Annotated in this window: 16 protein-coding genes; all 16 read left to right on the top strand. The window is 70.1% G+C overall.

Annotation, left to right across the window (positions count from 1 at the left end):
* Positions 1-19: 19 nt before the first annotated feature.
* The 16 genes from MQH31_RS18575 to MQH31_RS18500 all read left to right on the top strand — a co-directional run bounded on the left by MQH31_RS18575 (position 20) and on the right by MQH31_RS18500 (position 13,396).
* Entirely contained in the window at positions 20-1,102 is a 1,083-nt protein-coding gene (locus MQH31_RS18575) for an AI-2E family transporter (RefSeq protein WP_243013297.1), read from the top strand.
* Between the two features lie 202 nt (positions 1,103-1,304).
* On the top strand, positions 1,305-2,162 hold the full coding sequence (locus tag MQH31_RS18570; protein ID WP_243013296.1) for a class II fructose-bisphosphate aldolase: 858 nt from the start codon (positions 1,305-1,307) through the stop codon (positions 2,160-2,162).
* A gap of 3 nt (positions 2,163-2,165) precedes the next feature.
* On the top strand, positions 2,166-2,984 hold the full coding sequence (locus MQH31_RS18565) for an HAD-IA family hydrolase (protein ID WP_243013295.1): 819 nt from the start codon (positions 2,166-2,168) through the stop codon (positions 2,982-2,984).
* Positions 2,981-3,628, top strand: coding sequence for a dihydroxyacetone kinase subunit DhaL (dhaL, locus tag MQH31_RS18560; RefSeq protein WP_243013294.1), 648 nt, complete (start codon positions 2,981-2,983; stop codon positions 3,626-3,628). Before MQH31_RS18565 ends, dhaL begins: the two co-directional genes overlap by 4 nt.
* Positions 3,629-3,702: 74 nt before the next feature.
* On the top strand, positions 3,703-4,698 hold the full coding sequence (gene dhaK, locus MQH31_RS18555; RefSeq protein WP_243013293.1) for a dihydroxyacetone kinase subunit DhaK: 996 nt from the start codon (positions 3,703-3,705) through the stop codon (positions 4,696-4,698).
* A 171-nt stretch (positions 4,699-4,869) separates the two neighbouring features.
* Complete coding sequence (gene rpsO / locus MQH31_RS18550; protein ID WP_134449591.1) at positions 4,870-5,139, top strand: 30S ribosomal protein S15; 270 nt, start codon at positions 4,870-4,872, stop codon at positions 5,137-5,139.
* A 214-nt stretch (positions 5,140-5,353) separates the two neighbouring features.
* Complete coding sequence (locus MQH31_RS18545) at positions 5,354-5,653, top strand: hypothetical protein (RefSeq protein ID WP_243013292.1); 300 nt, start codon at positions 5,354-5,356, stop codon at positions 5,651-5,653.
* Positions 5,653-6,630 carry an FAD:protein FMN transferase gene (locus tag MQH31_RS18540; RefSeq protein WP_243013291.1) on the top strand — a complete coding sequence of 326 codons (978 nt, stop codon included), beginning with the start codon at positions 5,653-5,655 and terminating at the stop codon, positions 6,628-6,630. The genes MQH31_RS18545 and MQH31_RS18540 overlap by 1 nt, the downstream gene beginning before the upstream one ends.
* Entirely contained in the window at positions 6,627-7,184 is a 558-nt protein-coding gene (locus MQH31_RS18535) for a ferric reductase-like transmembrane domain-containing protein (RefSeq protein WP_134534972.1), read from the top strand. The genes MQH31_RS18540 and MQH31_RS18535 overlap by 4 nt, the downstream gene beginning before the upstream one ends.
* Complete coding sequence (locus MQH31_RS18530; RefSeq protein ID WP_243013290.1) at positions 7,181-8,422, top strand: NADH-ubiquinone oxidoreductase-F iron-sulfur binding region domain-containing protein; 1,242 nt, start codon at positions 7,181-7,183, stop codon at positions 8,420-8,422. Before MQH31_RS18535 ends, MQH31_RS18530 begins: the two co-directional genes overlap by 4 nt.
* Positions 8,419-8,670, top strand: a complete 252-nt coding sequence (locus MQH31_RS18525; RefSeq protein ID WP_243013289.1) for a ferredoxin — start codon at positions 8,419-8,421, stop codon at positions 8,668-8,670. Before MQH31_RS18530 ends, MQH31_RS18525 begins: the two co-directional genes overlap by 4 nt.
* 90 nt (positions 8,671-8,760) lie before the next feature.
* Complete coding sequence (locus tag MQH31_RS18520) at positions 8,761-9,948, top strand: DUF4232 domain-containing protein (RefSeq protein WP_243013288.1); 1,188 nt, start codon at positions 8,761-8,763, stop codon at positions 9,946-9,948.
* A gap of 123 nt (positions 9,949-10,071) precedes the next feature.
* Positions 10,072-10,500, top strand: coding sequence for a hypothetical protein (locus MQH31_RS18515; protein ID WP_243013287.1), 429 nt, complete (start codon positions 10,072-10,074; stop codon positions 10,498-10,500).
* 68 nt (positions 10,501-10,568) lie between these two features.
* The gene (locus MQH31_RS18510) at positions 10,569-10,829 is read left to right on the top strand and encodes a helix-turn-helix transcriptional regulator (protein ID WP_243013363.1); all 261 of its coding nucleotides are present in this window, start codon (positions 10,569-10,571) and stop codon (positions 10,827-10,829) included.
* A complete protein-coding gene (locus MQH31_RS18505; protein ID WP_243013286.1) occupies positions 10,826-11,803 on the top strand; it encodes an NAD(P)-dependent alcohol dehydrogenase in 978 nt (325 codons plus the stop codon). Before MQH31_RS18510 ends, MQH31_RS18505 begins: the two co-directional genes overlap by 4 nt.
* A 60-nt stretch (positions 11,804-11,863) precedes the next feature.
* Positions 11,864-13,396 carry an amino acid permease gene (locus MQH31_RS18500; RefSeq protein ID WP_243013285.1) on the top strand — a complete coding sequence of 511 codons (1,533 nt, stop codon included), beginning with the start codon at positions 11,864-11,866 and terminating at the stop codon, positions 13,394-13,396.
* Positions 13,397-13,419 lie beyond the last annotated feature (23 nt).

Genomic DNA, 13,419 nt, shown 5'->3' with positions numbered 1-13,419 from the left:
CACCCCACGGGACCGTACCGTGAGGTCCCTGCTCGTCGACCGACTGGGGTGGCTGAGCATCCGCAGCGCCCAGCTGATCGTCGTGATCGTGCTGGGAATCGGCGTGGTGTTCGCCCTCGTGCAGCTCAAGCTCGTCGTCATTCCCACCCTGGTCGCGCTCATCCTGGCGGCGGCGCTCAGCCCGCTCGTGCGCTGGCTGCGCGCGAGGGGAGTGCCGGGGATGCTGGCGACCTGGCTCACCCTGCTCGGCGGGGTCGTCGTGCTCGGGGGCATCGTGACCCTGATCGTGTTCGCCGTGCGCAACCAGTGGTCCGAACTCGTCACCGCGGCCTCCGACGGCCTCGACCAGCTGCAGGGCTACCTGACGAACGGCCCGCTGTCGCTCGATGCCACCCAGTTCGAGGCCGCCAGAAACGCCGTGATCGACTTCGTGACGAGTGCCGAGTTCGGCAGCGGTGCGCTCGCCGGGGTGTCCGCCGCGGCCGAGGTGCTCACCGGAGCAGCTCTCGTCGTCGTCATCCTGTTCTTCTTCCTCAAGGATGCCGCGTCGATCTGGGCCTTTTTCCTGACGCCGTTGCGCGGATCCGCCCTCGCGCGAGCCCGCCGCATCGGCCAGACCGCTCCGGCTGTCCTCGGACAGTACGTGCGCGGGACCGCGACCATCGCCCTCTTCGACGGCGTCGTCATCGGTGCGAGCCTCGCCATCCTGCAGGTTCCGCTCGCCCTTCCGCTCGCGGCGATCGTCTTCCTCACCGCGTTCATCCCGCTGATCGGCGCGACGATCGCCGGGATCCTGGCCGCGCTCGTCGCCCTCGTCTTCAACGGGCCGATCGTGGCCCTCATCGTCGTGGCCATCGTCGTCGTGGTCAACCAGCTCGAAGGCGACCTGCTGAACCCGATCGTGATGGCCGGCGCACTCAAGCTGCACCCACTCGTGATCCTCGTCGCCCTCACCGCGGGAACCGTGCTCGGCGGCATCGCCGGCGCCGTGCTCGCCGTGCCGCTCGTGGCTGTCGCGTGGTCGATCGTGCGCGTCTGGGACCATCCAGCCGCCGTCGCCCCGAGTCCGCCGCCGCGCCGATTCTTCCGCCGCCGCCGCTAACCAATTCGACGGAGATTGTGCCCGGAAAGCGCTGAGAACTCGCTCCCACGTGCCAAGAACTCAAAAACTCCGTCGAATCGGTTGGGGCCGGTCACCCATTGTCGGGGCCGGGGTTGCAGCCTACGATGTCGGCAACCGGCTGACGGCGACCCGGTGACACCCGGGCCCGGACACCGGCCCCACTCCGGCGAGGAGGCCTGGAATGTCGGTGTCTACCCTGAAAGCGGTCGTCGATCGCGCGTTCGCCGAGCGCTACGGCGTGCCGGCGATCAACGTCGTGAACGACCTCACCATGGAGGCCGTCCTCGCGGGCGCCGTCGAAGCCCGGTCGCCGGTGATCGTGCAGACCTCGGTCAAGACCGTGAAGTCGATCGGGTCGCGCGTGCTCTTCAGCATGTGGGAATCGATGACGGCGGGCATCGACGTGCCGGTGGTGCTGCATCTCGACCATTGCCCCGAGCGGGCGGTCATCACCGAATGCCTCGAGCGCGGCTGGAACTCCGTGCTCTTCGACGCCTCCCGGCTCCCGGTCGCGGAGAACCAGCGGCAGACCGTCGAAGTCGTCGCGGAGGCCCGCACCTTCGGCGCACACGTCGAGGGCGAGATCGAGTCGATCACCGGGGTCGAAGACGGGATCGGCTCGGACACGGCATCCGCCAGGCAGTCGCTCGAGATCTCGCTGCGCTTCATCGAGGAGACCGGCGTCGACGTGTTCGCACCCGCGATCGGCAACGCCCACGGCGTCTACACCCGTGAACCCGTCCTCGACTTCCGGAGGGTCAGCGACATCGTCAGCGCGCACCCGATCCCGATCGCCCTGCACGGCGGGAGCGGCCTGACCCCCGGCCAGTTCTCCGAGCTCATCGCGCTCGGCTGCGCCAAGGTGAACATCTCCACGGCGCTCAAGATCACCTTCATGCAGTCGAGCCTCGCCTACCTGAAGGACGCGGAGGCACGGGACAAGTGGGACCCGCCGTCGTTGTTCGGGCACGTCCGAACGGATATCGTCGCGCTGACCCGCGGACTCGCCGAGCAATTCGGCAGCGCAGGGAAGGCGTGACGGATGCCGGCACTCATCTTCGACTGCGACGGCGTCCTCGCCGACACCGAGCGCGACGGCCACCTGCCTGCGTTCAACCAGACCTTCCGCGAATTCGCCGTTCCGGTGCGGTGGAGCGACTCCGACTACGCGGTCAAAGTCAAGATCGGCGGCGGCAAGGAGCGGATGCGGAGCGCCCTGACGCCGGCGGTCGCCGCCGTCCTCGGCCTCCCGGACGACCCCGGCGCCCTGGACGAGGCCGTCGCGCGCTGGCACCGGCGGAAGACCGCCATCTACACCGACGCCGTCGCCCGCGGCGCACTGCCGGGACGCCCGGGCATCAAACGGATCACTGCCGATGCGGCAGCCGCCGGCTGGACCCTCGCCGTCGCATCCACATCGGCGGAGCAATCCGTCCTCGCCGTACTCACCGAGGCGGTCGGGCCGGACCTCGCCGCGCACTTCCGGGTCTTCGCCGGAGACGTGGTCGCTCACAAGAAACCGGCGCCGGATATCTACCTCCTCGCCCTCCGCGAACTCGGCGTCCCTGCCGCAGAGGCCCTCGTCATCGAGGACAGCGCCAACGGCCTCCAGGCCGCGCTCGCCGCCGGCCTCCGCACTCTCATCACGGTGAGCGGCTACACAGCGGGTGAGGACTTCACCGGCGCCTCCCTCGTCGTCTCCTCGCTCGGCGACCCCGGCGGCCCCTCCGCGATCAGCCTGAAGGACCCGCTGCACCTCGACGTCGGCCGCACCGTGGAACTGACCGATCTCACCGCCATCCTGGCCGCACCAGGACCGACCAGCCCAGGACTGACGAGCCCGGAACCGGAGAACCCATGACCCGCAGCAGCCTCGCAGACACCGAATTCGTGGTGCACAGCATCGCCCAGACCGCGGTTGACAACGAACGCGAGTTCGGCGACCTCGACGCCGTCGTCGGGGACGGCGACTTCGGCTTCTCCCTCGCCAGGGGCTTCGAGATCGTCCTCGCCGACTGGCCCGACTTCGACCGCAGCTCCCCGGCCGACTTCCTGAAGAAGACCGCCCTCGTCATCTCCGGCCGCATCGGCGGAACCTCCGGCCCGCTCTGGGGCACCGCATTCCTGCGCGCCTCGGCCGCCGTCGCAGGCAAGGCGGACCTCGACGGCGACGACGTCGTCGCCATGCTCCGGGCCGCCGCGGAGGGCATCAAGGCCAGGGGCAAGTCGGACCTCGGCGACAAGACGCTCCTCGACGCCCTCGTCCCGGCAACGGATGCCTTCGAAGCCGAACTCCGCGCCGGGAGTGACGGCCTGGCCGCGCTCGCCCGCGCCGCCGTCGTCGCGCGCGAACGCGCCGACGCGACGAGCTTCCTGCAGGCGCGCCGCGGCCGGGCCAGCTACACGGGGGAGCGCAGCATCGGGTCGCCCGATCCGGGTGCCGTCGCCGTCGCCGTGATCCTCGAACGCCTCAGCCGTGAATGGGCCGCGCGCGACGACCTCTGAACCCCAGGAACACCCGCACCAACGTCGGTACGCCTTTCTGCACGTTTCGGACCACCCACAAAGGAGATGGACACATGAAGAAGTTTGTCAACGACCCGAAGATGTATGTGCCGGACATGCTCAAGGGCCTTGCCCTCGCCAACCCGGACACCCTCCGCTATGTGCCGAAATACAACCTGATCATGCGCGCCGGCGGTCCCAACCCGAACAAGGTGTCGATCATCCAGGGCTCAGGGTCCGGTCACGAACCCGCCCACGTGATGACGGTCGGCAAGGGAATGCTCGACGCGGCCTGCCCCGGCGACGTGTTCGCCGCACCGCCGATGGACTACGTCTATGAGACCACCAAGCTGATGGCCTCCCCGAAGGGCGTGCTGCTGCTCGTGAACAACTACACCGGCGACCGGATGGCCTTCGAAATGGCCCAGGAGATGGCGGAGAGCGACGGCATCACCGTCAAGACCCTGTTCATCGACGACGACGTCGCCGTGCAGGACTCGACCTGGACGGTCGGGCGCCGCGGCGTCGCGGGCAACTTCTTCGTGATGAAGGCCGTCGGCGCGGCCTCCGAGGCCGGCGCCTCCCTCGACGAGCTCGTCCGGATCGGCGAGAAGGTCGACAGCGTCACCCGCACGATGGGCATCGCCCTCACCTCCTGCACCCCGCCCGCGAAGGGGTCCCCGCTCTTCGACCTCGGCGAGGACGAGATCGAGGTGGGCGTGGGCATCCACGGCGAACCCGGCCGCCGGCGCGCCAAGCTCACCACCGCGGACGAGATGACCGACGAGATGCTCGACGCCGTCGTCAACGACCTGCCCTTCGTCGAGGGAGACCGGGTCGCGCTCATGATCAACGGCCTCGGCGGCACCCCGATCAGCGAGCTGTACATCCTCTACGGCCACGCGCACGACGAGCTGACCCGCCGCGGCATCACGGTGGGGCGCAGCTACGTGGGGGAGTACTGCACCTCTCTCGACATGGCGGGGGCCTCGCTCACCCTCGTGCGGCTCGACGACGAGATCGAGGGCCTGCTCGCCGCACCGGCCGAGATCGCCGCCCACGTGTTCTAGCGGATGCTGCCGCTGCCGACCGGTTTCAGTGTGCTGTGACGACCGCAGAGCGTGGAGCGCGCTGCCGATTTCTGCTAAGCTCCCTAGGTTGCCGTCCAACGGCCGCGGAACAAGAGAGCCCAGGCATTCGGCCCACGGGCACCGCGCAGTGAGAGAAAGGGGATCCCATCTATGGCACTCGAAGCTAATGCTAAGAAGGCGATCATCGAAAAGTACGCTACCCACCCAGGCGACACCGGGTCCCCCGAAGTCCAGATTGCCATGCTCACGCAGCGCATCCTCGACCTCACGGAGCACCTGAAAGAGCACAAGCACGACCACCACTCCCGTCGTGGCCTGCTTCTCATGGTTGGTCAGCGTCGCCGTCTGCTCGGCTACCTGTCCGACATCGACATCGCCCGCTACCGCTCGCTCATCGAGCGTCTCGGACTGCGTCGCTAGTCAGGCACGAAACCGGAAGCCGCGTCGATATCGCGAACTTCTGAAGCTGAACTTCAACGAAACGGGCCGTCACCTTCGGGTGGAGGCCCGTTTTGTCTGCCTGCGTGCGGTTCTGTGAGCCTCCGCAGGGTGCCCCTCCCTAACACCCTGTTCGCTCAGGGTGACCGCATAGGAAACCCATAGAGTCCGCTGTCACTCTCGGTAGTGTCAACGAATGAAGGGTGGCACTGCGATGAACGCTCACGAACGCGGTAAGAGGCTCAGCAAGATCGTCACCGGCACGATCGGACTGCTCGCGGTCGTCGCCGCCTCTGCCCTCGGCCTGCACGACTGGGCGGACTCCCTCGCCACGCAGGATGCCTCGGCGACGACCAGCACGACCACGTCGGGCGACTCGGGCACGACGTCCGGAAGCACGACGACCCAGTCGACCACCGCCCCGGCCGCACCGGCCGCACCGAGTGTGTCCTCGGGCAAGGGTACCAAGGCCCACGCCGCGACGAGCGGGTCCTGATGACGGCCACCGCGACCGTCGCGACCGAAGACTGGACCCTCTGGAGCACGAGTGCCCGCCTCGTCGTGACCGACCCCGCGCTCCTCCCCGAGGCCCGCCGCATCGCCGACGCCGTGCTCGACGACATCGACCTCGCCTGCAGCCGGTTCCGCGACGACTCCGAGGTCATGGTCAAGGCCCCGCTCTTCCCGGTCGGGGCGCTCGTCAGCGACACCCTCGCCGACCTGATGCGCCTCGCCCTCGCCTCCGCGGCGGCGACGGACGGCGACGTGGACCCGACCCTGGGCAACGCCCTCGACGCGATCGGCTACGACCACGACATCCGCCTGATCCTCGACGACGGCGTCCCGGTGCGCGCGATCGCGTCGCCCCGGCCAGGCTGGGCGAGCGTGCGACTCGTCGGCAACCGGCTGACCGTGCCCGCCCACCTCAGCATCGACCTCGGCGCGACCGCGAAGGCCGCCGCCGCCGACCGGGTCGCCGCCCGCATCGCCACGGAACTCGGCTGCGGCGTGCTCGTGAGCCTCGGCGGTGACATCGCGACCGCCGGTCCCGCGCCCGCAGGCGGGTGGCAGGTCCTGGTCCAGGATGCCCCGCTCGATCCGAGCGCCCGCGTGACCCTCGCGGAGGGTCTCGCCCTCGCGACCTCGAGCACGCAGAAGCGGCGCTGGACCAAGGCCGGCCGCCCCCAGCACCACATCCTGGACCCCGGCTCCGGGGTGCCCGCCGAGCCGGTCTGGCGCAGCGTCACGGTCGCGGCGGAGAGCTGCCACCGCGCCAACACGCTCAGCACTGCGTCGATCGTGCGCGGCCACAAGGCCGTCGCCTGGCTGCGCGAGCTCGGGGTTCCCGCCCGTCTCGTCGACGCCGACGGAGTGGTCGTCGCCCTCGGCGGCTGGCCGGACGACGACGCGTCCGGCGCGGGCACCGATTCCGGCGCCGACTCCGACTCCGACGCCGAAAGGACCCTGCCGTGAACGAAGCGCTCTGGGCGCTCGGCCGCGGAACCGGGGTCGTCTCCCTCGCCCTCTTCACCGTCTCGGTCCTGCTCGGCATCCTGAACCGGTCCGGACGGCCCCTCTTCGCGCTGCCCCGGTTCTCGGTCGCCCTCGTGCACCGCAACGTGGCACTGCTCGCGACCGCCTTCCTCGCCATCCACCTGGTCACGCTGTTCGGCGACTCCTACGCCCAGCTCCGGCTCGTCGACTTCGTCGTGCCGTTCCTCGGCGCGGCCAAGCCCTTCTGGCTCGGCCTCGGCACCCTCGCGGTCGACCTGATGCTCGCGATCGTGGTCACGGCCCTCCTTCGCGGCGTCATCGGCGTGCGGGTGTTCAAGGCCGTGCACTGGCTGACCTACCTGATGTGGCCCGTCGCACTGCTGCACTCCATCGGCAACGGCACGGATGCCGGCCAGGCCTGGTTCATCGCCTTCGCGGCCACCTGTTCGATCGCCGTGCTCTCCGCTCTCGGCTGGCGCCTCAGCCGCGGCTTCGTGGAATACCAGAACGTGCGAATCGGGAAGGCCTCGTGAGCCGCGCACCGGACACCACGCTGTTTCCGCCGGTCCAGGCTCCGACAGGGACCACGCGGCTCACCGCCGCCCGCGCCGCCGACTACGGCACCCACCAGGCGACGTTCGGGCGCCTGCCCGCCCACACCGACTCGGACGCGCTCCTTGCCGCCCTCCGCGACTCCGGCCTCGAGGGCCGCGGCGGCGCGGGCTTCCCGGCGTGGCGCAAACTCGCCGCCGTGCCCGCCCGCGAGCGCGCCCGCCGCCGCCGCGTCGTCGTGATCGGCAACGCCGCGGAGGGCGAACCGCTCAGCCAGAAGGACGCGACACTGCTGCTCCGGTCGCCGCACCTCGTCATCGATGGGCTCCTCACCGTGGCCGGCGCCCTCGGCACCCACTCCGTCTACCTCTACGCCCAGGCCTCCGTGCTCGAGGCCGTCGGCCGCGCCCTCGCCGAGCGAGCGGATGCCGCCGGCATCGAACTGCGGGAAGCGGCGGAGTCTTTCATCTCGGGTGAGGCATCCGCCGTCGTCAACGCCCTCGCCGGCCGCGAGCCGGTTCCGCAGGACCGCACCGTGCGGCTCACCGAGTCCGGCCTCGGTGGCCGCCCCACCCTGCTGCACAATGTCGAGACCCTCGCCCACATCGCCCTGATCGCCCGGTTCGGGGCCGCCTGGTTCCGCTCGGTGGGCACGAAGGGGGACCCGGGGACGCGACTCGTCACGGTCGGCAGCGACGGGCATCCGTCGACCGTGCTCGAGGTCGCCGGCGGATCCCGCATCGGTGACGTGCTCCGGTTCACCGGTGTCGACACCGGGACGCTGTCGGCCGTGCTCGTCGGCGGCTACCACGGCGCCTGGCTGCCGGCGTACGCCCTCGAGGCCCGCCTCGATCGCGCCGACCTCGCCGGATTCGGCGCGAACCCGGGTGCGGGCATCCTGATGGGGCTCGGCGAACGGCGCTGCCCGATCACGGTCGCCGCCGCGGTCGCCACCTATCTCGCCGGCGAGACCGCCGGCCAGTGCGGGCCCTGCGTCAACGGGCTGCCGGCGATGGCCGCCGTGCTCGGGCGACTCGCCCGCGGCGACCGCGATCCGGGTCTTCCCGGCGAGGTGCGCCGCCTCGCGGCGATCGTCACCGGCCGTGGCTCCTGCAACCACCCGGACGGAACCGCCCGGTTCGTACTCAGCACGCTCACGGTGTTCGCCGACGACGTCGCCGCTCACCTCGCCGGGCACTGCCGAAAGGACCACCGATGAACCTGCGCGCCCCCGACCCCCGCAGTGCCGCCGACCCCACCGTGCTGCTGCACATCGACTGGACGAAGTGCGACGGCCGGGGTCTCTGTACCGAGATCCTGCCGGAGCTCCTCGCTCGCGACGAGTGGGGCTACCCGCTCTCCTACGTTTACGGCTCGAACGTTCCGGTCCCGGACCGGCTGCTCGACGCGGCGACCGACGCCGTGTCGCTCTGCCCCCGCCAGGCGCTCACGCTCATCGACCGGTAGCGCGCGGCGGCGGTGGGAACGGCGGCGTCAGTGGCTGCTGCTGCCGCCGCTGACCCGGGTCGCGCTGACACCGTGACGTAGGCTCGGGGCATGACAAGGCCCGGCCACAGCCCATTTTTCTGGATCTCCGCCCTCATCGCCGCCGCGTGGTGGGTCGTCTGCGCCGGCGCATTCGGTTACCTGACCTGGTTCGGCCCCGTCCCGACCGCCTTCGTGAAGCACCTCCTGCCGGAGACCATTCCCCGCAGCGTCTGGTTCTGGCCCGCGCCGTGGATCGTTCTTGTGCCGCTCGCCTCTGCTGCGGTGGTGTTCGTGGTCTACCTGGTCCTGGCGCGCCTGATCGTGGACCGGACAGACGGATCGCGCGTCGCCCGGTTCCTCGCCCTCTGGTTCGTGGCCGTGCTGACCGGCTTCCTCGCCACCCTCCCGTGGGTGATCAGCGCCATCATCTCCGCATTCCCGCCGTCCCGCGCGGCGTTCGTGCTCGATCCGGCCGGCGACGCCATGCTCCTCAGCGGCTACTGGGGGATCGCCTGGGGCTGGCTGCCGGCCCTGCTCGCGCTGCGCAGGGTGCGGGAGCCCGCCGCCGCACGCGAACAGGGCACGGATGCCGTCCCGGCGCCCGTCGCGACCGGCCCGTTCCGCAGGCATCCGCTCGCCGTTCTCAGCACCGTCGCCGTCGTCGTCGTCCTGGTTGCCTCCGGCCTCGTCGTGGGATTGGGCAGCCGGGCCGAGCGACTCGTCTCCGCGGCGGAGAACGCGCTCGCCGACGGCAACACCCTCGGCGCCGTCCCCGATCCGGACGTCCCGGTCACGCCGCCGCCGACCGTCGCTCCTGACGCGGCGGCGGCTCCCGCCGGATGGTGCACGCCGGAGGACACGGCGGTGCTGCTCGGCGATCCCGATGCCGCGACCGGACACCGCACCGTGTCGATCCAGGCCATGAACTTCAGCGACCTGCCGTGCACGCTCAACGGCTACCCCGATCTCGCCTTCGCGGACCAGGCCGGGTCCGCCATCGACGTCACGCTCGTGCACGGCGGCTCCTTCATGACCACCGACGACGGTGCCCAGCCCATCGAGGTCCCGGCCGGTGGATTCGCCGTCACCCGGCTCGGCTGGGATGCCATGGCGACCGCGGACGTGCCCGCGACATACACGCTGTTCTCGGCCCTGTACCCCGGGCTCGATCGGGGTTCCTGGCCGATCACCCTCGACATCGTCGCGGGAGGAAAGGTCTCCGTCACGGCCTGGTCCCTCTCCGGGGCCACGGACTGAGCCGGCGCGAACCGGGGACCGGCACCGAAGATGTAGCTATTCCTTGACACGAAGTATGTTTTTCTTTACATTGAGTCAGGTCAGCTTTACTTCAGTCACCGTCACGTCCCTCGAGGAGCCCGAATGTCCGCCCTGGAAAAACGCGCCTGGATCAGGCTCGGCACCGCGATCGCCGCGTACGCGACCTATCTCGCCCTCATCCTGATCCGGGATGACGGCGGGCAGCTCGCCGAGGTGTCGTACGTTCCCGCGCTGCTCTGGACGATCGGCGGCGCCATCGTCGCGTCGATCGTGCTCGACATCCTGGTCTCGATCGCCTCGCCGAGGGAGACCGGACGAGCCGACCAGCGCGACCGCGAGATCGCCCGGTTCGGCGACACAGTCGGCCAGTCGTTCGTCGTGATCGGCGGCGTCGCCGCCCTCCTGATGGCCCTGCTGGAACTGCCGTACTTCTGGATCGCCAACGCGGTGTATCTTGCGTTCGTGCTCTCGGCCGTCCTCGGCGGAATCGCGCGGCTCGTCGCCTACCGGAGAGGCCTGCCGCAGTGGTGAGGCCGGCGAAGTCGGCGGCCTCCGCGACCTCCGCGACGTCCGCGAAGCCGACCCGGGTCACCAACGACATGCGGCGACTCCGCTTCGCCAACGGCGAGATGACCCAGGCCGACCTCGCGGACCGCACCGGAGTGACCCGCCAGACCATCATCGCCATCGAGCAGGGCCGCTACTCGCCGTCGCTCGAGCTGGCCTTCCTGATCGCCCATGCCTTCGGCGTGCCGCTCGACGCGGTGTTCCAGTACCCGGCCCAGCCGGCGGCATCCGTCACCCCGCCCGTCATCCCACCCGTCATCTCGCCCCGCACCCCGTCAGGAGAAGAATCATGAAGGCCCTCGTCCAGAATCGATACGGTTCCGCAGACGTGCTCCACCTCGAGGACATCGACGAGCCGGAGCTCGGAGCCGACGACGTGCTTGTCCGGGTCCAGGCCGCCGGGATCGACGCCGGCGTCTGGCACCTGATGGCCGGGCGTCCCTACCTGCTCCGGCTGTTCGGCTTCGGACTTCGGGCCCCGCGGCTCCGCGTGCGCGGACGGGATGTCGCCGGAACGGTCGCCGCCGTCGGGGCCAGCGTGACGAAGTTCCGGGTCGGCGACGAGGTGTTCGGCACGTCCCTCACCGGATCGTTCGCCGAGTACACCCGGGTCCCGGCCGACCGACTCGTCCCGAAGCCCGCGAACGTCGGGTTCGTGGAGGCCGCCGCCGTGCCCGTCTCGGCCTGCGCCGCCCTGCACGCCCTCCGCGACGCCGGGAAGCTCGAGGCCGGCCAGCGCGTCCTCGTGATCGGCGCGGGCGGCGGCGTCGGCACCTTCGCCGTCCAGCTCGCCACGGCGTTCGGCGCGACGGTGACCGGGGTGTGCAGCACCGGCAAGGTCGACCTCGTCCGGTCACTCGGCGCCGCGGAAGTGATCGACTACACCCGCGAGGACTTTGCCGACGGCCGGAACACCTGGGACCTGATCCTCGACATCGCCGGAAACTCCACCCTGTCCCGGCTCCGCCGGGCGCTCACCCCGACCGGCACCCTCGTCATCGTCGGCGGCGAGGGCGGCGGCGCCGTGCTCGGCGGGATCGACCGCCAGCTCCGTGCCCTCCTGCTGTCCGCCGTCGTCAGGCAGACCCTGCGCGGGGTCGTCTCCGCAGAGGGCGCAGACGACCTCGAGACCCTCGGAAAACTGCTCGAGGCCGGCACGATCCGGCCCGCGATCGACCGGACGTTCTCCCTCGGGGAGGCGGCGGACGGCATCCGCTACCAGCACGCCGGACAGGCCCGCGGGAAGGTCGTCGTCACCGTTCCGTGAGACCCGGACAGGGGGAGCCGTAGGCTGGGCGGGCACCCAACGAATGGATATCCCCCTGTTATGAGCATTTGGCGCACCAAAAGCATTGAGGCCTCGATGGCCGATTCCCTCGAAAAGGGCCACAACCTCAAGCGCACCCTCGGCACCTGGGACCTCATGGTCATGGGTGTCGCCGTGGCCGTCGGCGCCGGGATCTTCTCGGTCGGGGCGAAGGCGGCCGGCAGCTACGCCGGCCCGTCGGTGACGCTCGCGTTCCTGCTCGCCGCCCTCACCTGCGCCCTCGCGATCATGTGTTACGCGGAGTTCGCGTCGGCCGTCCCGGTCGCCGGTTCGGCGTACACCTTCACCTACGCGACCCTCGGCGAGCTCCTCGCCTGGATCATCGGCTGGGACCTGATCCTCGAGATGCTTACCGCCGCCGCCGTGATCGCCAAGTACTGGGGCATCTACCTCTCGAGCGTCTTCGACCTGCTGCACTGGAACGTCCCGGCGACCATCAACATCCTCGGGCTCGACGTGAGCTGGGGCGCCTTCGTCATCGTCGCGATCTTCACGACCCTCCTCGTGCTCGGCACGAAACTCTCCGCCCGGGTCGCGAGCGTCTTCACGATCCTCAAGGTCGCGATCGTGCTCTTCGTCATCGTCGCGGGAGCCTTCTTCATCAACCCGGCGAACTACTCGCCGTTCATCCCCGCCGCGATTCCCACGACCGGCGGAGACGGCGACGTCTGGATGCAGTCCCTCTTCTCCTTCATGACCGGTGCGCAGCCGGCCCAGTACGGCCTCTTCGGCCTGCTCGCGGGCGCCTCCCTGGTCTTCTTCGCCTTCATCGGCTTCGACGTCGTCGCCACGAGCGCCGAAGAGGTCAAGAACCCGCAGAAGACCCTGCCGCGCGGAATCTTCGCCGGGCTCGCGATCGTGACCGTGCTCTACCTCGGCGTCAGCCTCGTGCTCACCGGGATGGTGCCGTACACCGTTCTCGCGCAGGACCCGAACGCCTCCCTCGCAACGGCCTTCGTCGCCGTCGGCGCCGGCTGGGCCGCCGAGGTCATCTCGGTCGGCATCCTGATCGGTCTGACGACCGTGATCATGGTGCTGCTGCTCGGGCTCTCCCGGGTGCTCTTCGCGATGAGCCGGGACGGCCTGCTGCCCCGCGGCCTCAGCGTCACCTCGGCGAAGCGAGGCACTCCGGCGCGGGTGCAGATCATCGCGGGAACGGCGGTCGCGCTGATCGCCGGCCTCACCAACGTGGGCGTCCTCGAAGAGATGATCAACATCGGCACCCTCTCGGCGTTCGTGCTCGTGAGCATCGCCGTGGTCGTGCTGCGGAAGAAGCGCCCGGACCTCAAGCGCGCCTTCAAGGTGCCGCTCTCCCCGTACCTGCCGATCCTCTCCGCCGTGCTGTGCTTCTGGCTGATGCTGAACCTCACCACCCTGACCTGGGTGCGGTTCGCGGTCTGGCTCCTGATCGGCCTTGCCGTGTACTTCGCCTACGGGCGCCGCCACTCCGTGGTCGGCCTCGAGGCCAAGCGCGTCTTCGACGAGACCGTCCGCACCGAGGCCGCCGGCGAGGAGCGCTCCCTCCGCGACTGACCCCCTCCAGTGACGAGCCCTTC

It is taken from the genome of Cryobacterium zhongshanensis (genome assembly GCF_022760445.1).
Lineage (GTDB): Bacteria > Actinomycetota > Actinomycetes > Actinomycetales > Microbacteriaceae > Cryobacterium > Cryobacterium algoricola.
The sequence above is the reverse complement of the archived record's forward strand: the minus strand, read 5'-3'. Positions and strand labels throughout refer to the sequence as shown.

Bases quoted from the DNA above. Each gene is read 5' to 3' on its own strand.
- MQH31_RS18540 (WP_243013291.1), top strand. From the start codon at position 5,653: ATGACGGCCACCGCGACCGTCGCGACCGAAGACTGGACCCTCTGGAGC.
- MQH31_RS18565 (WP_243013295.1), top strand. From the start codon at position 2,166: ATGCCGGCACTCATCTTCGACTGCGACGGCGTCCTCGCCGACACCGAG.
- MQH31_RS18570 (WP_243013296.1), top strand. From the start codon at position 1,305: ATGTCGGTGTCTACCCTGAAAGCGGTCGTCGATCGCGCGTTCGCCGAG.
- MQH31_RS18545 (WP_243013292.1), top strand. From the start codon at position 5,354: ATGAAGGGTGGCACTGCGATGAACGCTCACGAACGCGGTAAGAGGCTC.
- MQH31_RS18500 (WP_243013285.1), top strand. From the start codon at position 11,864: ATGAGCATTTGGCGCACCAAAAGCATTGAGGCCTCGATGGCCGATTCC.
- dhaL (WP_243013294.1), top strand. From the start codon at position 2,981: ATGACCCGCAGCAGCCTCGCAGACACCGAATTCGTGGTGCACAGCATC.
- dhaK (WP_243013293.1), top strand. From the start codon at position 3,703: ATGAAGAAGTTTGTCAACGACCCGAAGATGTATGTGCCGGACATGCTC.
- MQH31_RS18510 (WP_243013363.1), top strand. From the start codon at position 10,569: ATGCGGCGACTCCGCTTCGCCAACGGCGAGATGACCCAGGCCGACCTC.
- MQH31_RS18505 (WP_243013286.1), top strand. From the start codon at position 10,826: ATGAAGGCCCTCGTCCAGAATCGATACGGTTCCGCAGACGTGCTCCAC.
- MQH31_RS18525 (WP_243013289.1), top strand. From the start codon at position 8,419: ATGAACCTGCGCGCCCCCGACCCCCGCAGTGCCGCCGACCCCACCGTG.
- rpsO (WP_134449591.1), top strand. From the start codon at position 4,870: ATGGCACTCGAAGCTAATGCTAAGAAGGCGATCATCGAAAAGTACGCT.
- MQH31_RS18520 (WP_243013288.1), top strand. From the start codon at position 8,761: ATGACAAGGCCCGGCCACAGCCCATTTTTCTGGATCTCCGCCCTCATC.
- MQH31_RS18515 (WP_243013287.1), top strand. From the start codon at position 10,072: ATGTCCGCCCTGGAAAAACGCGCCTGGATCAGGCTCGGCACCGCGATC.